This is a genomic window from Rhizobium sp. SJZ105 (assembly GCF_007828365.1).
Lineage (GTDB): Bacteria > Pseudomonadota > Alphaproteobacteria > Rhizobiales > Rhizobiaceae > Agrobacterium > Agrobacterium tumefaciens.
In genome coordinates, this window is sequence record NZ_VIUP01000019.1 from 1 (window position 1) to 17,489 (window position 17,489).

The 17,489-nt window shown below is 58.5% G+C and carries 17 protein-coding genes; 5 read left to right on the plus strand and 12 right to left on the minus strand.

Going from position 1 to position 17,489, the window contains the following annotated elements:
• Nucleotides 1-102 precede the first annotated feature (102 nt).
• The 9 genes from FB593_RS25575 to aztA form a co-directional block, all read right to left on the minus strand.
• Nucleotides 103-1,179 (minus strand): ABC transporter ATP-binding protein, encoded by a 1,077-nt coding sequence (locus tag FB593_RS25575; protein WP_003510617.1) that lies wholly within the window; start codon nucleotides 1,177-1,179, stop codon nucleotides 103-105.
• 4 nt (nucleotides 1,180-1,183) lie between these two features.
• Nucleotides 1,184-2,014, minus strand: coding sequence for a carbohydrate ABC transporter permease (locus FB593_RS25580; RefSeq protein ID WP_003510396.1), 831 nt, complete (start codon nucleotides 2,012-2,014; stop codon nucleotides 1,184-1,186).
• Nucleotides 2,015-2,017: 3 nt separating this feature from the next.
• The gene (locus FB593_RS25585) at nucleotides 2,018-2,962 is read right to left on the minus strand and encodes a carbohydrate ABC transporter permease (protein ID WP_003510618.1); all 945 of its coding nucleotides are present in this window, start codon (nucleotides 2,960-2,962) and stop codon (nucleotides 2,018-2,020) included.
• Between the two features lie 152 nt (nucleotides 2,963-3,114).
• Nucleotides 3,115-4,374, minus strand: a complete 1,260-nt coding sequence (locus FB593_RS25590) for an ABC transporter substrate-binding protein (protein WP_019564577.1) — start codon at nucleotides 4,372-4,374, stop codon at nucleotides 3,115-3,117.
• 37 nt (nucleotides 4,375-4,411) lie between these two features.
• Nucleotides 4,412-5,584 (minus strand): PLP-dependent transferase, encoded by a 1,173-nt coding sequence (locus FB593_RS25595; RefSeq protein ID WP_003510623.1) that lies wholly within the window; start codon nucleotides 5,582-5,584, stop codon nucleotides 4,412-4,414.
• Complete coding sequence (locus FB593_RS25600; protein ID WP_003510624.1) at nucleotides 5,581-6,273, minus strand: FadR/GntR family transcriptional regulator; 693 nt, start codon at nucleotides 6,271-6,273, stop codon at nucleotides 5,581-5,583. Before FB593_RS25600 ends, FB593_RS25595 begins: the two co-directional genes overlap by 4 nt.
• Nucleotides 6,274-6,697: 424 nt before the next feature.
• On the minus strand, nucleotides 6,698-7,681 hold the full coding sequence (aztC, locus tag FB593_RS25605) for a zinc ABC transporter substrate-binding protein AztC (RefSeq protein WP_145167310.1): 984 nt from the start codon (nucleotides 7,679-7,681) through the stop codon (nucleotides 6,698-6,700).
• 29 nt (nucleotides 7,682-7,710) lie between these two features.
• On the minus strand, nucleotides 7,711-8,577 hold the full coding sequence (aztB, locus tag FB593_RS25610) for a zinc ABC transporter permease AztB (protein WP_003510628.1): 867 nt from the start codon (nucleotides 8,575-8,577) through the stop codon (nucleotides 7,711-7,713).
• Nucleotides 8,570-9,385, minus strand: coding sequence for a zinc ABC transporter ATP-binding protein AztA (gene aztA / locus FB593_RS25615; protein ID WP_025595908.1), 816 nt, complete (start codon nucleotides 9,383-9,385; stop codon nucleotides 8,570-8,572). The genes aztB and aztA overlap by 8 nt, the downstream gene beginning before the upstream one ends.
• 358 nt (nucleotides 9,386-9,743) lie before the next feature.
• On the opposite strand from aztA, the gene zigA reads away from it, so the two are divergent.
• Entirely contained in the window at nucleotides 9,744-10,949 is a 1,206-nt protein-coding gene (gene zigA, locus FB593_RS25620; RefSeq protein ID WP_111802557.1) for a zinc metallochaperone GTPase ZigA, read from the plus strand.
• Nucleotides 10,950-11,032: 83 nt separating this feature from the next.
• Here the strand turns inward: zigA and FB593_RS25625 are convergent, their stop codons facing one another.
• From FB593_RS25625 to FB593_RS25635, 3 genes are all read right to left on the minus strand, one after another.
• Complete coding sequence (locus FB593_RS25625) at nucleotides 11,033-11,470, minus strand: YqaA family protein (protein WP_003510639.1); 438 nt, start codon at nucleotides 11,468-11,470, stop codon at nucleotides 11,033-11,035.
• 94 nt (nucleotides 11,471-11,564) lie between these two features.
• Nucleotides 11,565-11,843: a hypothetical protein gene (locus tag FB593_RS25630; protein WP_013761449.1), complete on the minus strand. Its 279-nt coding sequence runs from the start codon at nucleotides 11,841-11,843 to the stop codon at nucleotides 11,565-11,567.
• Nucleotides 11,840-12,946, minus strand: coding sequence for a CobW family GTP-binding protein (locus tag FB593_RS25635; protein ID WP_186447984.1), 1,107 nt, complete (start codon nucleotides 12,944-12,946; stop codon nucleotides 11,840-11,842). The genes FB593_RS25630 and FB593_RS25635 overlap by 4 nt, the downstream gene beginning before the upstream one ends.
• Before the next feature lie 355 nt (nucleotides 12,947-13,301).
• Between FB593_RS25635 and ugpB the strand changes: the two genes are divergently transcribed.
• The 4 genes from ugpB to FB593_RS25655 all read left to right on the plus strand — a co-directional run bounded on the left by ugpB (nucleotide 13,302) and on the right by FB593_RS25655 (nucleotide 17,482).
• On the plus strand, nucleotides 13,302-14,612 hold the full coding sequence (gene ugpB, locus FB593_RS25640; protein WP_186447986.1) for a sn-glycerol-3-phosphate ABC transporter substrate-binding protein UgpB: 1,311 nt from the start codon (nucleotides 13,302-13,304) through the stop codon (nucleotides 14,610-14,612).
• Nucleotides 14,613-14,680: 68 nt separating this feature from the next.
• Nucleotides 14,681-15,562 (plus strand): sn-glycerol-3-phosphate ABC transporter permease UgpA, encoded by an 882-nt coding sequence (gene ugpA, locus FB593_RS25645; protein WP_003510646.1) that lies wholly within the window; start codon nucleotides 14,681-14,683, stop codon nucleotides 15,560-15,562.
• A gap of 10 nt (nucleotides 15,563-15,572) precedes the next feature.
• The gene (ugpE, locus tag FB593_RS25650) at nucleotides 15,573-16,421 is read left to right on the plus strand and encodes a sn-glycerol-3-phosphate ABC transporter permease UgpE (RefSeq protein WP_003510648.1); all 849 of its coding nucleotides are present in this window, start codon (nucleotides 15,573-15,575) and stop codon (nucleotides 16,419-16,421) included.
• Nucleotides 16,421-17,482, plus strand: a complete 1,062-nt coding sequence (locus tag FB593_RS25655) for a sn-glycerol-3-phosphate import ATP-binding protein UgpC (RefSeq protein ID WP_080850041.1) — start codon at nucleotides 16,421-16,423, stop codon at nucleotides 17,480-17,482. Before ugpE ends, FB593_RS25655 begins: the two co-directional genes overlap by 1 nt.
• Nucleotides 17,483-17,489: the final 7 nt, after the last annotated feature.

The following is a 17,489-nucleotide window of genomic DNA, read 5'->3' on the forward strand; positions in this document are numbered from 1 at the left end:
GTGAATTCGAATGCAAACACGGCGATACCGTCTTCATCACACCAGATGATGCCAAAATCCACAGGTTCGATGACAAGGGCATCGCGATATGACGCCTTAAGTTCAGGCCTCGTCGATCCTGACACCGTTTCGATCAAAAACATGAAGCCGTTCCTGCGGGAAACCGACCCGCAGGGACTTGCCCGGCTGCAACAGCGCCCGATCAGACGAGAACAGCTTGAAGGGCAATCCATGCACGGTCAGGTGCAGGATGATGCCGAGACCCGTCGGCTCGACGAGATCGACGGTCGCCTCGACAGCACCATCCGCAGGCGAGACGGTGACATGTTCCGGCCGGATACCGAGTGTGACCGGCTCACCATCGGCAAGCTTCACGTCGCGGCCGAGTTCGAGGCGTGTGCCATCGCCGAGCACGACGAAACTACCGCCATTCTCCCGCCCGAGCCGTCCTTCCAGAAAATTCATGCCCGGCGAACCGATAAAACCAGCGACGAACAGATTGGCTGGGCGATCGTAGAGATCGAGCGGTGCGCCGATCTGCTGCACATGGCCGGCATTCATCGCGACGATACGGGATGCTAGCGTCATCGCCTCAATCTGGTCATGGGTGACATAAACCGAGGTAGCGCCGAGATCAGCATGCATGCGCTTGATTTCGGCCCGCATCTGCTCGCGAAGCCGTGCATCGAGGTTGGAGAGTGGCTCATCGAACAGAAATGCCTTAGGCTGGCGCACGATGGCCCGGCCCATGGCGACGCGCTGGCGCTGGCCGCCGGAAAGCGCCTTCGGACGGCGTGCCAGATAGGGATCGAGACCGAGTTTCGCCGAAGCACCGGCCACGGCCGCCGCGATTGTTTCCTTGGTGCTGCGGCGCAGGCGCAGGCTGTAGCTCATATTGTCGGCGACGCTCATATGCGGATAAAGCGCATAGGACTGGAACACCATGGCGATATCCCGGTCCTTGGGCTTGCGATCATTGACGCGCTCACCGTCGATGGTCAATTCGCCTGCTGAAATCTCCTCCAGACCGGCAATCATTCGCAGCAGTGTCGATTTCCCGCAGCCGGATGGGCCGACGAGGACGATGAATTCACCGTCCTCGATCTTCAGATCGACCCCGTGCAGGACCGCAAGGTCGCCATAGGTCTTGCCGACATTCTTCAGCTCGATGGAAGCCATGGGATTATCCTTTCACCGCGCCGGCCGTCAGGCCCTGCACGAGATAACGTTGAATGAGCAGGAAGAAGAGACAGGCCGGAATGAGCGCCAGCACACCCGCCGCCATCATCTGCCCGAAATCGACGGAAAATTTTGAAACGAAGGTCAACAGCCCGACCGGGAATGTGGCGCTCTGGTTGCCCGAAATCAGCATCAGCGCAAACAGCAACTCGCTCCACGCGGCGGTGAAGACGAAGCCCAGCGTCGCAGCGATGCCCGGCAATGTCAGCGGCAGGATGATCTGGCGGAATGCCGTGAAGCGGCTTGCCCCGTCGATCATCGCCGCCTCTTCCAGATCCTTCGGAATACCGTCGAAGAATGACTGCATGAGGAAAGTGGCAAACGGCACGTTGAAGGCGGTGTAGACGATGACGAGACCCGTCAGGCTGTTGGTGAGGCCGAGCGGCGACAGCATCTTGAAGATCGGCGCGACCAGCATGACCAGCGGAAACATCTGGGTAATCAGCATCAGCGCCACGATCCAGTATTTGCCCTTGAAGCGGAACCGCGACAGCGCATAACCGGACAGTGACGAGAGTACCGTAACGGCAAGTGCCGTGGAGCCGGCAACGATGACGCTGTTCTTAAAAAATGTCGGGAAGGCGCTGTTTTCTATGACATATCGATAATGATCGAGCGTCGCGTGCGACGGCCACATTCGCACGCCTTCGCTATAAAGCAGGTCATTCGGCGTGACCGAGACCTTGAGCAGCCAGAACAGCGGAAACAGCGCAAAGACGATATAGGCGAGGATCGCCAGGCGATGGGCAAGGGTGAGGAATATCCTTGATGTCATCGGTCAGTCCTTCTCGATAAGGCGTTGGCGCAGGAGCACGATGAGCATGGAATAGGCCAGAAGCAGCACCAGAAGTACCAGCGCGATGGCCGAGGCATAACCGAAATCGAGCCGCCGGAAGGCCTGCGTAAAGATGTAGCTCGCAACGATCTGGGTGCGGTCTGCCGGTCCGCCATTGGTCATGACGATGATGAGATCGGCAAAATTGGCGATCCAGACGGTGCGCAGCAAAACGGTGATGGCGATGGTGGGTGCGAGAAATGGGAGGGTGATGGAGGTGAAGCGCTGCAACGGGTTTGCCCCATCGATGGAAGCGGCCTCGTAAAGATCACGCGGGATCGCCTGAAGTGCGGCAAGCAATGTGATGGCGAAGAAAGGAATGCCCCACCAGACATTGGCGATGATCGGCCCCCACATGGCAAGCTGCGGATCGGCAAGAATATTGTTGGGCGCGGAGAGAAGCCCGAGCGAGACCATCCAGTGCGGCAGCGGTCCTATGACCGGATTGAACAGCCACGCCCAGTTGAGACCGGCAAGAAAGGTTGGCACGGCCCATGGAAGAAACACCAGCGCCTGGGCCAGCCCCCTGCCCGCGAACGGCTTGTCCAGCAGCAGCGCCAGAATGAGACCAAAGAAAAACTGCAGGAATACCGAAGCCCCCGTCCACCACAGCGTATTTTTCAGCGCCCGGTAAAAGGCCGCATCCTGCGACAGTGCCTCCAGATGTTTCAAGCCAACGAAACCGCCGGAAAAAGGATTGAGCAGCTGCACGTCGCGAAACGCATAGGACAGGCCGAGCACCAGCGGCACCAGCATGACGGCAACAATGAGCACGAGAACCGGCGCACTATAGAGCCAGGGTTCGGCCCAGTCGGCAAAACGCTGCATTGCCGGCTTGCCGGCGCGGTTGCGCGCGGCCACGGGTCCGGCGCCATGGGCATAGGACATGATTGATCGCTCCTGATCGGACGGCGGGGCGGACAGGTTTTTCTAACGCTTCTGGCCAGCCGGTCCGCACGTTTTGAAATGGGGCCTGCCGTTTGGGACAGCCCGCAAGAAAGGCCGCGCGGGTTCAAACCTCGCGCGGCCAACCGTGTGGTTTATTTGGAGGCGAGGAACTTCTGCTGCGCCTTCGTCATGTAGTCAGCCCATTGCTTGGCGAGGTCTTCCGGTGAGATATCACCAAGAAGCGCTTCCTGCGATGTCTTGATAACCAGTGAATCCTTGAAGAATGCGAATTCCTCAAGATAGGTCGGCATCTTCGTCGGCACGGCGTTCTTGTCCGCCAGTTCGTCGAACCAGCCCTTGAACTGCTCGCTGGCGTAGAAGGGGTCCTTCTCCGCCGACTTGTGCACCGGCAGCGCACCCGTCTTCTTGTTCCACTCGATATTGCCTTCCGGCCCTTCCAGCGTCTCGACCAGTTTCCAGGAGAGGTCCTTGTTGGCGGATGCCGACATGATCGACCAGCCGGCGAAACCGATGGTCGGGAAGGTCTTGCCGTCAGGTCCCTTCGGCATGGTCATGACGCCGAAATCTTCCGGCTTCATGCGCTGGGCAATGGCGATAAGGGCGTCCGGATCCTGATCGAGGAAGGCGCAGGTGCCGGAATAAAAGCCCGCGACGATCTCGTTGAAGCCCCAGTTGACGCTGTCTTTCGGTGCCAACCCGTTCTTGTAGAGATCGATCACATAGGTCAGGCCTTTCACCCAGCCAGGGCTGTCGAAGGTGGAGGTGCCGTCCTTGGTGAAGAACTCGTTCGATCCCGCCATGGACGCGCCGAACATGACCCAGCCGTTAAGTCCGCCCGGCCCGCCACGCAGGCAATAACCGTATTTGCCGGGAAGTGCTGCAACCTTCTTGGAGGCATCGGCGAATTCGTCGAGCGTCTTCGGCGGCTCCTTCACGCCAGCCTGTTCCAGCAGTTTCTTGTTGTAGAACATGGCCCGGAGATAAAAGCCGTAGGGAAGCATATAGGCCGTGTTCTTCACATCACGGCCGAGTTCCAGCGTGCGTTCACTCAGACCCTTGGTGTATTCCCATTTGGCGAGGTAGGGTTCGAGACTTTCGAGCATGCCGTTATTGGCATAAAGCGAAAGCCAGGTGTCAGGCATTTCCATGACATCAGGCACATCGCCGGCGGAGACCATCGTGGCGAATTTCTGGAAGGCCTCGCTCCAGGGCAGCGAGATGATCTCCACCTTGGTGCCGGGATTGGCGCTTTCGAACTTCGAGACGATGCCCTTCAGCGTTTCCGTCCGTTCGGGACTTGTAATGACCTCGACCAGTTTCAAGGTCGTATCCGCCAGCGCCGTTCCGGTCATCAGGGCGGTAAAGATTGCTGCTGCTACCAGTTTTTTCATGTCGTTCTCCCCTTTTTGTCGTCAGTTTTGAGACGCGTCAGACGGCCGAGGCCGCCTTGATCGCGGGTTCGAGATCGTTCCAGAGCGCTTCTGTGCCCTCCAGTCCGACATGCAGGCGCACGGAACGCGCGCTGATGCCGAACGTGTGGGCGGAGTTTGGCTGCGCCTTCTGTTCAAGCACCACTTCACCCGGGACGATCAGGCTTTCATGCCCACCCCAGGAAACACCCAGTTTGAAAAGTTTGAGGCGGTCGGCAAAAGCGCGCACATCCACCCCTTCCTTGAAAATGAAGGAAAACAGGCCAGACGTACCGTTGAGGCCGGGCGGCAGGCGGTTCGCCAATCCCGGATGGCAAACCTTTTCCACCACATCGAGCGCCTGCAGGCGGCTGGCAATATCCAACGCCGATGCCTGATGCGCCCTCATGCGCAGCGGCAGGGTGCGCAAGCCGCGGATGAGCAGCCACGCATCGAAGGGCGACATCTTGCCACCGAGATAGGGATAGGTCTCTGCACGAATGCGGTCGATCATTGCCTTTGAACCGGCAACCACGCCGGAGACCACATCGCTGTGCCCGCCGAGATATTTCGACGCCGAATGCACGACGAGATCGACACCGAGCGAGATCGGCTGCTGGAAGACAGGGCTTGCCCAGGAATTATCGATGACGGTGACGGCGCCATGGCGCTTGCCGATCGCGGCGAGCGCACCGACATCATGGGCCTCCATCACCCAGCTGGTCGGGCTTTCCATGTAGAAGAGCTTCGCGCCGGGCATAGCCTTTTCAACCGCCGCCTCGTCGCGGCCGTCGACATAGACCACCTCGACATTCATGCGCTTCATGAAGGTGCCAAACAGGCGAAACGCATCGGGATAGACATGGCGCACCGCGACGATGCGGTCACCCGGCGAAACGAAGGAGAGAACGGTGGAGGAAATGGCCGACATGCCGCTGGCGAAGCCAAGCGCATCTTCCGCGCCCTCAAGCTTTGCCAGCATTTCCTCAAACATCCTGACGGTCGGGTTGAGCCCTCGCGTATAGACCGGCCGCACCTTTTCGCCGCGATAGGTTGAAACCATTTCGTCGTAGCTGGAAAAGGTGAAAAGCGAAGTCTGCACAAGCGGCGGGACCACAGCTTCGAAAGCGTGGGTCTCGTCATGGGCGACGATCAGAGAGGCGGGATCGAAGAGATCGTTGCCTTGGTTCATTTCGACATGTCCTTGATATCCTCCTCGACGACAGCGAGGATTTTCAGTGTTTCTTCACGGGCGGTCTCCGCATCGCCGGCGGCGATGGCGTTGAACAGCGTGCGGTGAAAGGGGAAGGAGCGGCTTGCAAAGTCCGGCCGGTCGAAAGGCTTCAGCCAGAAACGTTCGAAACCTTCGCGCATCTGCTCGAGCAGCTGCTTGAACAGCGAATTATGCGTGGCGTCATAGATGGAGAGGTGGAAGGCAAGGTCGGCCTTGCCGGACGTGCCTTCAGCCAGATGCACCCGCTCCATCTCATCGAGCCGCGCTTCCATCGTGGCGATATCCTCCACCGTGCGCCGGCGCGCCGCAGCCATCGAGGCCTCAACCTCGATGCCACGCCGGACTTCCAACGTCATCAACAACGCATCGCGCAGGCTTTCGGCATCGATGGAGATAGGCATATGCACGGTTGCGGCGGAAATCGGCTTAAGCAGATAATTGCCGCTGCCCTTGCGGCTGTCGATAACGCCCAGCGCCTGAAACTTACGGATGACCTCGCGAATGGTGGAACGGCCGACACCCAGTGCCACCATCAGCTCTCGCTCGGCCGGCAACCGATCTCCAGCCTTCAGTCCCGCCCTCTCGACGTAATCGGAGAGTGCCGCCTCGACCTGGCGCACACGGTCGCTGGGTGGAATAGGCTGCATCAGTTCGCGGCTGGATCTATCCAAGACTTACCCTTTGAATTGGTCTGACATCTTACCATTTCAAACGGTCGATCGATTGTCAACGGGGAACGCAAGCAGCCTAAAACAGGGAGATCACATCCCTGTTGAAACGCGTATTCGGGAAAAAATAGAAGGAAATTAGAGATTTGGGCGTTGGTAACGCTGGAGAACGCTTACCGGCTGGGCAAAATTTAAGAGACGGCACAATCGACCGTGGGGCCTAGGACAGAAGGAAAAAACTTCTCCTCCGTCGTGCTCGGGCCTATCGCGAGCATCTGCCAGCTATTGATTTTACGATACGTGACTGGATCCCCGGAACGGGCCCGAGGATGACATCGAGTGTGGGGATACGTTAGTCAGGTGTCTGAGGGTGGCTGGTGCCACCCTCGCCCGTTTTGTTTTCTTACTGGCTAAGCACGGCCGCCTTGATGGTATCGATGTTGTGGTTGACCATATCGATATAGGTTGCGGCCGGGCCGTCGGCTGTCGAGAGCGCGTCGGAATAAAGCGTTCCGCCAACTTTCAGGCCGGTTTCCTTGGCAATCTGGTCCATCAACCGCTTGTCGGTGATGTTTTCGACGAAGATCGCCGAGGCCTTGTCGTGCTTGATCTGATCCACCAGCTTGGCGACGTCGGCGGCAGACGCTTCGGAATCTGTCGAGATACCTTCCGGCGCCAGGAATTCGAGACCATAGGCATGCTCGAAATAACCGAAGGCATCATGTGAGGTGATGATGTTGCGTTTTTCCGGCGGAATGGCGGCGATCTCGGTCTTCACCTTCTCGTTCAAAGCCGCGAGCTTGGCGATATAGGCCTGTGAATTGGCGGTGTAAGTTGCGCAACCGGCCTTGTCGACCTCGCAAAATGCGCCAGCGATGTTCTTCACGTATATTTCCGCATTCTTGATTGACTGCCAGGCATGCGGATCGAATTCACCGTGATTGTGTCCCTCATGGTCATGCGCTTCCTCTGCCTCGTGGTCGTGACCCGCCTCTTCCTCGGCTTCCGGATGTGCGTGACCGGCTGGCTCGTCGGAAATCCTGAGGGGTTTCACGCCCTTGGTCAGCTCCACGACCGGCGCCTTTGTGCCGCTGGTATCGATCAGCCGCTTCAGGAAGCCTTCAAATGCAAGGCCGTTCACCAGCACAACATCCGCCTTGCTGACGGCAACGGCATCGGCCGGGCGCGGCTCGTAGACATGCGCGTCGCCGTCAGGTCCGACGATCGTGGTGATTTCGACGCGGTTGCCGCCGACATTCTTCGCGAAGTCGGCAATGATCGAGAAGCTGGCCACGACCTTGAGTTCAGCCGCAGAAGCCTGCGCCATCAGGACCGGGGAAAGGGAGAGAAGGCTTACGCAGGTAGCAAGACGTAGGGTTTGGAACATGAAGGGTTCTCCTTTTTTCAAACGCTGTTTCAGGCCGTTCTGTGACGACCGGAACCGAGAAGATCGCGAAGCACACCGCGTGTGCCGACGACGATGGACAGGACATAGATGACGCCTGCGGACAGGATGATCGCCGGACCTGATGGCAGCGACGCGTGATAGGACAGAAGCAGGCCTGCAAAACACGAGACCATGCCGATGCCGATCGAGATGAAGCACATTGGCGCGACGCGATTGGACCAGAAGCGGCTGGCGGCAGCGGGCAGCATCATCAGGCCAACCGAAAGCAGGGTTCCGAGCGCCTGAAACCCGCCGACCAGATTGAGGACGACGATGGCGAGGAAGAGGAAGTGCACGGGGCTCCCCCAGTTGCTGACCGAGCGCAGAAACAGGGGATCGAGGCATTCCGCCAGCAGCGCGCGCCAGAAAACCATCATCACCGTCAGCGTTACGACGCAGATACCGCCGATCAGGCCGAGCGCTTCATTGTTCAGTGCCAGCACCGTGCCGAAAAGCACATGCATGAGATCGACACTGGAGCCGCGCCAGGAGACGAGCAGCACGCCGAGCGCCAGAGAAATGAGGTAAAAGGCTGCAAGCGAGGCATCCTCCTTCTGGATCGTGAAGCGCGAAACCGCACCGGCACCCAGTGCCACCAGAAGACCGACGACCAGCCCGCCGATGGTCATCGGCAAAATCTCCAACCCGTAAAACAGAAAGCCCACCGCCGCCCCCGGCAAAATGGCGTGCGACATGGCATCACCCGTCAGACTCATGCGGCGCAGCATCAGAAACACCCCGACCGGCCCGCAACTGACAGCAAGGATCAAGGCACCGGCAAGCGCACGCTGCATGAAGACATACTGGATGAATGGCTCGATGAAGAAATCAGACATGGATATGCGAATGCGCCTGCGAGTGTTTGGGGAAATCCTGCGGCTTTTCCGCCAGGTCGGCGTTCACCGTCGCTGCTGCGGGTTCGCACCATGGGGCGTCGCCGTCCCATGCCTCGTGAAACCGTCGTGCCTGCTGCATCATTTCGGGCCTTAAAACCTCCCGTGTCGGGCCAAAGCCCACCAACCGTCTGGCAAGCAGAAGCGTTTGCGGAAAATGCTGACGCACCAGCTCGTAGTCATGAAGAACGGCCAGAACCGTGCGCCCCTCGGCAACCCATGCTTTGATCAGCACCATGAGGTCGGCGACGGTGCGCTCATCGACAGCGTTGAAGGGCTCATCCAGCAAAATCAGCTGCGCATCCTGCAACATGGCGCGGGCAAAAAGGGCGCGCTGCATCTGGCCGCCGGAGAGTGAATCGATATTGCGTTTTTCAAAGCCAGAAAGTCCGACCGCTTCCAGCACATGGGCCATGGCCGCCCGGTCCGACTGGCGATGGCGAGCGAGCAGGCCGCGTTTGGGCCAGAGACCAAGCGCGACCAGATCGCGCACCTGTGCCGGAAAGGAACGGTCGAGTTCAGACTGCTGCGGTAGATAGGCGACGGAAACGCCTGGAGTAACCCGGCATTCACCGCCAAGTGGCTTCAAAATGCCGGCGATGCCCTTCATCAGCGTCGATTTTCCCGACCCATTGGCGCCGATCACCGCCGTGAGCGACCCTTTGGCAATATCGCCATCCAGATGATGCACCGCCGCGCGGCCGGCATATCCGAGTGTCAGATTTTTAAAGGCAAGGCACGGATCGTTCATCGATCCCTCCGGGGCATGATGTCATTTGATGACCCTCTCATATGTAATGTTATTACATTCGTCAAACGAATATGTAATGAAATAACGTTAACTATCGGAAAGGTAGGTTCCATCTCACATTGGACAAAACCTCCAGGATCACCTCGGGGGTATGGTCGTGCCAGGTTCTGGATTCCCGGGACAAGCCGAAGGAAGCATCCGGCAAGCAATTTTTCTAAAGCCAGTTGACACGCTGCGCTTATGTAATGTTATTACGTTACAAGCAACAAGCGATGTGACCACTAGCCCCGTCGTTCTCTACCGCAAGTCGTGACGACGATGACTCCCACGCTACCACCGCTAATAAAACGAGGCCCGCATGTCGAAAAAACTTCCCGTCACTGTCCTCTCCGGCTTTCTTGGTGCCGGAAAAACAACGCTTCTCAACCATATTCTCGCCAACCGCGACGGTCTGCGGGTCGCGTTGATCGTTAACGACATGAGCGAGATCAATATCGATGCGGCACTTGTGCGAGATGGCGGCGCCAATCTTTCGCGCACCGAGGAACAGCTTGTGGAAATGACCAATGGCTGCATCTGTTGCACGCTGCGCGACGACCTTCTGAATGAGGTACGCGCGCTCGCCGAGCAGGGCCGGTTCGATTATCTGCTGATCGAATCCACCGGCATTGCCGAGCCGCTGCCGGTGGCCGCCACTTTCGATTTTCGCGATGAAAACGGTCGCAGCCTTTCCGATGTCGCGCATCTGGACACGATGGTGACGGTGGTGGATGCCGCCAATCTTCTCAACGACTACGGTTCCTCTGACTTTCTTGCCGACCGTGGTGAGACGGCGGGCGAAGGTGACAACCGAACCATCGTAGACCTCTTGGTCGAGCAGATCGAATTTGCCGATGTCGTCGTCCTCAACAAGATCGGCACTGCCACGCCGGATGAGCGGGACGCCGCCCGCAAGATCATCGTCGGGCTGAACCCGGATGCGAAACTCATCGAGGCCGATTTCGGCAAGGTGGAACTGAAGGAGGTGCTGGGCACCGGCCGCTTCGATTTCGCCAAGGCCGAAGAACACCCGCTGTGGTTCAAGGAGTTGCACGGTTTCAAGGACCACATTCCCGAGACCGAGGAATATGGCATCCGCTCCTTCGTTTACCGCGCCAGGAAGCCGTTCGATCCCGTGCTGTTCCAACGTTTTATCGACCGCGCCTGGCCCGGTGTGGTGCGCGCCAAAGGCTTCTTCTGGCTGGCCACGCGGCCAGCTTATGTCGGCGAGATAAGCCAGGCCGGCGCACTGGTGCGCACCGGCAAGATGGGCCTTTGGTGGTCCGCCGTGCCGAGCGAGCAATGGCCGCGCGAGCAGCAGTTCCTCGACATGATGAAGCCCTATCTCGACCCGGTCTTTGGCGACCGCCGGCAGGAAATCGTCTTCATCGGTTCCGATCCCATGAGCGAAGCGCGCATCCGCGCGCAGCTCGATACGTGCCTGATCGACACAGATGCCTTCACCCCGGACGCATGGCGACACCTGCCCGACCCCTTCGCCAGCTGGGACAGGCAGGCGGCTTGATTGGTTCTCAACTCAAACCTTTTTGACGAGCGGATGCCTCTTTCGCCTTCTCCCCACTGGGGAGAAGGTATCGGCAACGCAATTCAAAGAAAATTCAGCGTCACCAGCGTCAGCACAAGATAACGCCCAACCTTCGCAATGGTAACAAGCAAAAGAAAGACCGGCAGCGGCTCCTTCATGATGCCGGCCGCAACCGTCAGCGGATCGCCGATCAGCGGCGCCCAGCTGAGCAGCAGCGACCACTTGCCGTAACGCCTGTACCAGTTCTGGGCACGTTGCAGCGCGGCTTCCCCCACAGGAAACCACCGCCGATGCCGGAAGCGTTCGATGCCACGGCCGAGCAGCCAGTTGGCGAGGGATCCGGCGACATTGCCGGCGCTGGCAACAGTAACCAACAGCCAGACCGGCTGGGACTTCAAAAGGATCAGGCCGGCAAGTGCGGCCTCCGACTGCATGGGCAGGATGGTTGCCGCGACAAAAGCCGTCAGAAACAAACCCGCATATACCGCCAGATCGGCCATTCCGTACCCTTCACATTTAGCGAATCCCGCTGCTCCTGAAGTGCCGGATGACGACACCTGCCGTCAAGCGCCATGGCGTTCGATACAGATGGCCTTACGGCGGATTGGCGGCGACGGATCTGACGATATCATCACGCTCTATATCCAGCAGCGCCTGGTGAATTGAGAATTGCCGGGTTTCGCCGGATGCGGACAAAACGAGGATTACGGTTTCCTTCGGTGGGCAATCCGGCTGTACGCAGGCAATCTCGTTGACGGAAACGATCTCGTCTTCGCGGAGGGCAAGCAGCTCCCGCGTCCAGTGTTTCACAAGACGGGCCTTAGAGACTATAGCAGAGCCGCTGCGTGCAAGCGGATTTGCTCTTGCCGTCATCGGGAAACCTTTCTTGCTGCCTGCGAGGCCAATGCCTCGAAAAGATCGCGGATCGGCTGCTGCGGCATATCCATGCCGATGAGGACAACACGGGTTGCACGGTTGCCATCCGGCCAGCTTTCCAGACGGCTCAGCGGATAAAGCCGGTGCTGCACGGCATGGGCGACCACTGGACGGTCCGGATCATCCGTCGCACCGAAAACTCCCTTGAGCCGCAGAAGACCGGAATGCACATTGCTGGTGACGAGTTCGAGAAAGGTAACGATCGCCTGCGGATCGAAAGCCCCATCGAACGTCAAATCGAACGCCTCGACCCCCGCACCATGACGATTGATATCGTGCCCGTGCGCCGCATGCAGGCTCAGCCTGTCGGCGGCAAGCCAGCCCGTCACGTCTTCCGGCTTGTTACGCAAGGAATAATCCGCCGGCGAAAACAGCGACATCAGATTGAAGTCGCGCGCATTGCGGTCATGCAGACGCGCGGCAGGATTGAGATCGGAGAGGCTCTCACAGCCCATCTCCGCGCCGTCAGTGAGATCGGTTTTGGTCAAAACAATGTGATCGGCAAAGGCAAGCTGTTTCCAGCCCTCGATGAAACTGTCGAGCATCGCCTGGCCGGAGGTAATGTCGAAAACAGTAACGACACCGGAGAGATGAAAGTGGCGGGCGACGATATGGTCGCGCAGGCCGGCGGCAGGCGTACTGCCGGGAATCAGGCTGTTGATGATCGGCGCAGGATCGGCAAGGCCAGTGGTTTCGATGACGACACGCAATATTTCCGGCACCACCCCTTCCAGAAAGGCCTGATGCAACTCGTAAAGCGAGGTGCGGATATCGCTGGTGGCGGTGCAGCAGATGCAGCCGGTCGTGGTCCTGAAATAACGCTCCGAACCGGTGCGGACCAAGCCGTGATCGATGGGCACCGAACCGAATTCGTTGACGATGACGGCGGCACCACGCATTTCCGGTTCGCTCAAAAGCTCGTTCAGAAGCGTGGTCTTGCCCGCCCCCAGAAAGCCGGTAAGCAGTGTGACAGGCACCGTTCCGGTGGATGGGGTGACGGACGAGACGTCTTCTGGTGCAACCGCCTTCTTCCGCTTCATTCCGAACACATCCGCACTTTCAAGCAGCAAATCTTGGAGAGACTTAATACGTAATGTAATAACATATCAATACCCCTTGTTAGAAGTTCCTCTTGAACATGGCCTCCGCAGACCGCTTCCGGTATCCCGTCCCGAGCCTTGCCCGCAAGCACACGAAAAAACCAAAGCGGACCCAAAATGGAATAATAAAACCGTTTCGTTCACTTTCGTTTTTTTCGTTCCACCGTCTATTGCATTTTCATTAGAGTTCGCTTTAAATCAGGCCGCTAATACAGAAAAGCTCGCCCGCAGCTATATCGAGGAGGATAGGCTGCAATAAGGGGCTGTATCTTTTACTGTTTTTAAAATGGGAGGAATCGCCTTGAAAAAACTCAGCTACCGTCTTGCTGCGGCATCTGCGCTTTCGTTTTTTGTCACATCGAACGCGTTCGCCGCGACGGAAATTCAGTGGTGGCATGCCATGACCGGCGCCAATAACGAGGTCGTGGACGCGCTCGCGAAAGAGTTCAACGATAGCCAGACAAACTACAAGATCATGCCCGTCTTCAAGGGCACGTATCCGGAAACCCTGAATGCAGGCATTGCGGCCTTCCGCGCCAAGCAGCCGCCGGCGATCATTCAGGTCTTCGACGCCGGTTCCGGCGTGATGATGGGTGCTGCCGGTGCAATCAAACCGGTGGCGGAAGTACTGAAGGAAGGTGGCTACACCTTCAACAAGGACGAATATCTGGCCGGCATCGTCGCCTATTATTCCAAGCCTGACGGCACCATGCTGTCCTTCCCCTATAATTCGTCCTCACCGATCCTGTATTACAACAAGGACACCTTCCAGAAGGCAGGCCTTGACCCGGCAAATCCGCCGAAGACCTGGCCGGAAGTTTTCGAATCTGCCAAGAAGATCAAGACAAGCGGCGCTGCCCAATGCGGCTTCACCTCAACATGGTTGACCTGGATCCAGACCGAAAACTTTGCCGCATGGAACAACGTCTCCTATGGCAGCAATGAAAACGGGCTGGGCGGCACCGATGTGAAGCTTGCCGTCAACGCGCCGCTCTTCGTCGAACACTTCCAGGCCATTGCCGACCTCGCGAAAGACGGCACCTTCCGTTACGGCGGGCGCACTTCGGAAGCCAAGCAGCTGTTCATGTCCGGCGAATGCGGCATCCTTACCGAATCCTCCGGCGGCCTTGGCGATATCATCAAGACCGGCATGAATTACGGTATCGGCCAGCTTCCCTATTACGAGGGTCATGGTCCGCAGAACACCATTCCCGGCGGCGCGAGCCTCTGGGTCTTCGGCGGCAAGAGCGATGCCGAATATAAAGGTGTGGCCGAGTTCTTCCATTTCCTTTCCCAGACCAAGATCCAGTCTCGTCTGCATCAGGTCTCCGGATACATGCCGGTAACGATCGCGGCCTATGAGGAAACCAAGAAATCCGGCTTCTATGACAAGAATCCCGGCCGCGAAACGCCACTTCTGCAGATGATGGGCAAGCCACCGACAGAAAACTCCAAGGGCGTGCGCCTCGTGAACCTGCCGCAGGTCCGCGACATCATGAACGAAGAGTTCGAGGCGATGCTGGCCGGCAAGCAGGACGCGAAATCCGCACTCGACAAGATTGTCACGCGCGGTGATGCGGCCATCAAGCAGGCAACCGGCAACTAAACGATCCCTGCCCCCGCCCGCATCCTTACCCGGTGCGGGCGGTATTCCCATTTCATCAGGAGATCGCCGTGCAAAGCGTCGTATTCCCCAACAAGATCCTGCCCTATCTGCTGGTCGCGCCACAGATCATCCTGACGGTGATCTTTTTCTTCTGGCCCGCAAGTCAGGCGCTCTACCAGTCGACCATGCGCGAGGATGCCTTCGGGCTGAACAGCAATTTCGTCGGGCTGGCCAATTTTTCCGCCGTACTTTCGGATGAAAGCTATCTGAACGCGTTGCACGTCACGGTTATTTTCAGCGTCCTGACCGCACTCGTCTCGATGGGGCTGGCATTGCTTCTGGCAACGGCGGCAGACCGCGTGGTGCGCGGCAAGGGTTTTTACCGCACCATGATGATCATGCCCTATGCTGTGGCACCCGCCGTCGCTGGCATGCTGTGGCTGTTCATGTTCAATCCGGCCATGGGAACCTTCTCCTATATCCTGCGCCGCAACGGCATCATGTGGGACCCGCTGCTCAACGGCAATCAGGCCATGCTGCTGGTGGTCGCAGCCGCCGCATGGAAGCAGATCAGCTACAATTTCCTGTTTTTTGTCGCAGGCTTGCAGGCAATTCCGAAATCATTGCTGGAGGCGGCCTCCATTGACGGCGCACGTGGTTCGCGGCGCTTCTGGACCATCGTTTTCCCGCTGCTGGCGCCGACAACATTCTTCCTGCTGGTCGTCAACACCGTCTATGCCTTCTTCGATACGTTCGGCATCATCCACGCAGTTACTGGCGGCGGCCCTGCCAAGGCGACGGAAACACTGGTCTACAAGGTTTACAATGATGGCTTCGTTAACCTGAACCTCGGCTCTTCCGCCGCGCAATCCGTCATCCTGATGGTGATCGTCATTGCGTTGACCGCCTTCCAGTTCCGCTTCGTCGAGAAGCGCGTGCACTACGGCTGAGGATTTCCTGATGATTGAAAATCGCCCGGTCGCCCGCGTGATCGCCCATCTGATGCTGGTTCTCGGCATCATCATCGTGGCCTTCCCGATCTACTACACCTTCATCGCGTCATCCATGACGTCGAATGACATCATTCGCCCACCGATGTCGCTGCTGCCCGGCGACCATCTTGGTGAAAACTATACAGACGCCATGGTCGGCGGCGTCGAAAGAGTGGTCGGCGTCAGCCTTGAACGGCTGCTGTTCAACAGCTTCGTGGTGGCGCTCGCCATTGCCATCGGCAAGATCGTCATTTCTTTCCTGTCGGCTTTCGCAATCGTGTTTTTCCGTTTTCCCTTCCGCATGGGCTTCTTCTGGATGATCTTCATCACGCTCATGCTGCCGGTCGAGGTGCGTATCCTGCCCACATACAAGGTCATCGTCGACCTCGGGCTTATCGATACCTATGCGGGACTGACGCTTCCGCTGATGGCGTCCGCGACGGCGACGTTCCTGTTCCGGCAGTTTTTCCTGACCATTCCCGGCGAAATGGTCGAGGCGGCTCGTATCGACAATGCAGGGCCGTTCCGCTTCATGCGCGATATTCTGCTGCCGCTGTCGAAAACCAATATCGCCGCTCTCTTCGTGATCCTGTTCATCTATGGCTGGACCCAGTATCTCTGGCCGCTGCTCGTGACCAACGATGCCAAGATGAACACGATCATCATCGGCCTCAAGCGCATGGTGGATTTCACCGACGCTTCGACGCCCTGGAATTATGTGATGGTGACGGCGATCCTCGCCATCATCCCCCCGATTATCGTTGTGGTGCTGATGCAGCGCTGGTTCGTCAAAGGTTTGGTGGAGACCGAGAAGTAATGGCAAAAATTGCGCTGAAAGACGTCCGCAAGGTTTACGGCGGCAATGTCGACGCCATCAAGGGCGTATCGATGGATATAGCCGATGGCGAGATGATCGTATTGGTCGGCCCCTCTGGCTGCGGAAAATCGACATTGCTGCGCATGATCGCCGGGCTGGAAAGCATATCGGGCGGTGAGATCGTCATCGGCGACCGCGTCGTCAACGATCTCGAACCGTCAGACCGTGATATTGCCATGGTGTTCCAGAACTACGCGCTATACCCGCATATGACAGTGCGGCAGAACCTCGCCTATGGCCTCAAGAACCGCAACACGCCGAAGGACGAGATCGACCGGCGTATCACCGAGGCAGCCAAGGCGCTGGAAATCGAACAATATCTGGAGCGCAGGCCGCGCCAGCTCTCGGGTGGCCAGCGCCAGCGCGTGGCAATGGGCCGTGCCATCGTGCGCAAGCCCGCCGCATTCCTGTTCGATGAGCCGCTGTCCAACCTCGATGCCAAGCTGCGCGTGCAGATGCGCGTCGAAATCCGCCGCCTGCAACGCTCTCTCGCCACCACCAGCGTCTACGTAACCCATGATCAGATGGAAGCCATGACGCTGGCCGACCGCCTCGTGGTGCTGAATGCCGGCCGCATCGAGCAGATCGGCACTCCGATCGAGCTTTACGAAAAACCGGCCACCACCTTCGTCGCCACCTTCATCGGTTCGCCCTCCATGAACCTCCTGCCCTACGGCACCCCATCGGCTAACGGCGCATCCGGGTGGTCGGTGAATGGATCAGGCGCGCTGCCGCAAACCACCGCAACACTGGGCATCCGGCCGGAAGACATCACGCTCGCGGAAACAGAAGCTGCCGATGCCGCTTTCACTGGCACCGTGCGGGTGGACGCTGTGGAACTGGTGGGCGCGGAAAGCTACGTGCACGGCTCCTTCACCGACGGCACCACCATCGTCTTCCGCGTTCCCGGCCGCTCGCAGCTTGGCATCGGCGAGAACCTGCGGATTGCCGCCCAGACGAAGGACTTCCATCTGTTCGATGCGGCGGGGAAGCGGATTTAGGGTCTGT

Excerpts from the sequence above, each read along its gene's own strand:
- FB593_RS25575 (WP_003510617.1), bottom strand. The coding sequence starts at position 1,179 with ATGGCTTCCATCGAGCTGAAGAATGTCGGCAAGACCTATGGCGACCTT.
- FB593_RS25580 (WP_003510396.1), bottom strand. The coding sequence starts at position 2,014 with ATGACATCAAGGATATTCCTCACCCTTGCCCATCGCCTGGCGATCCTC.
- FB593_RS25585 (WP_003510618.1), bottom strand. The coding sequence starts at position 2,962 with ATGTCCTATGCCCATGGCGCCGGACCCGTGGCCGCGCGCAACCGCGCC.
- FB593_RS25590 (WP_019564577.1), bottom strand. The coding sequence starts at position 4,374 with ATGAAAAAACTGGTAGCAGCAGCAATCTTTACCGCCCTGATGACCGGA.
- FB593_RS25595 (WP_003510623.1), bottom strand. The coding sequence starts at position 5,584 with ATGAACCAAGGCAACGATCTCTTCGATCCCGCCTCTCTGATCGTCGCC.
- FB593_RS25600 (WP_003510624.1), bottom strand. The coding sequence starts at position 6,273 with ATGCAGCCTATTCCACCCAGCGACCGTGTGCGCCAGGTCGAGGCGGCA.
- aztC (WP_145167310.1), bottom strand. The coding sequence starts at position 7,681 with ATGTTCCAAACCCTACGTCTTGCTACCTGCGTAAGCCTTCTCTCCCTT.
- aztB (WP_003510628.1), bottom strand. The coding sequence starts at position 8,577 with ATGTCTGATTTCTTCATCGAGCCATTCATCCAGTATGTCTTCATGCAG.
- aztA (WP_025595908.1), bottom strand. The coding sequence starts at position 9,385 with ATGAACGATCCGTGCCTTGCCTTTAAAAATCTGACACTCGGATATGCC.
- zigA (WP_111802557.1), top strand. The coding sequence starts at position 9,744 with ATGTCGAAAAAACTTCCCGTCACTGTCCTCTCCGGCTTTCTTGGTGCC.
- FB593_RS25625 (WP_003510639.1), bottom strand. The coding sequence starts at position 11,470 with ATGGCCGATCTGGCGGTATATGCGGGTTTGTTTCTGACGGCTTTTGTC.
- FB593_RS25630 (WP_013761449.1), bottom strand. The coding sequence starts at position 11,843 with ATGACGGCAAGAGCAAATCCGCTTGCACGCAGCGGCTCTGCTATAGTC.
- FB593_RS25635 (WP_186447984.1), bottom strand. The coding sequence starts at position 12,946 with ATGAAGCGGAAGAAGGCGGTTGCACCAGAAGACGTCTCGTCCGTCACC.
- ugpE (WP_003510648.1), top strand. The coding sequence starts at position 15,573 with ATGATTGAAAATCGCCCGGTCGCCCGCGTGATCGCCCATCTGATGCTG.
- FB593_RS25655 (WP_080850041.1), top strand. The coding sequence starts at position 16,421 with ATGGCAAAAATTGCGCTGAAAGACGTCCGCAAGGTTTACGGCGGCAAT.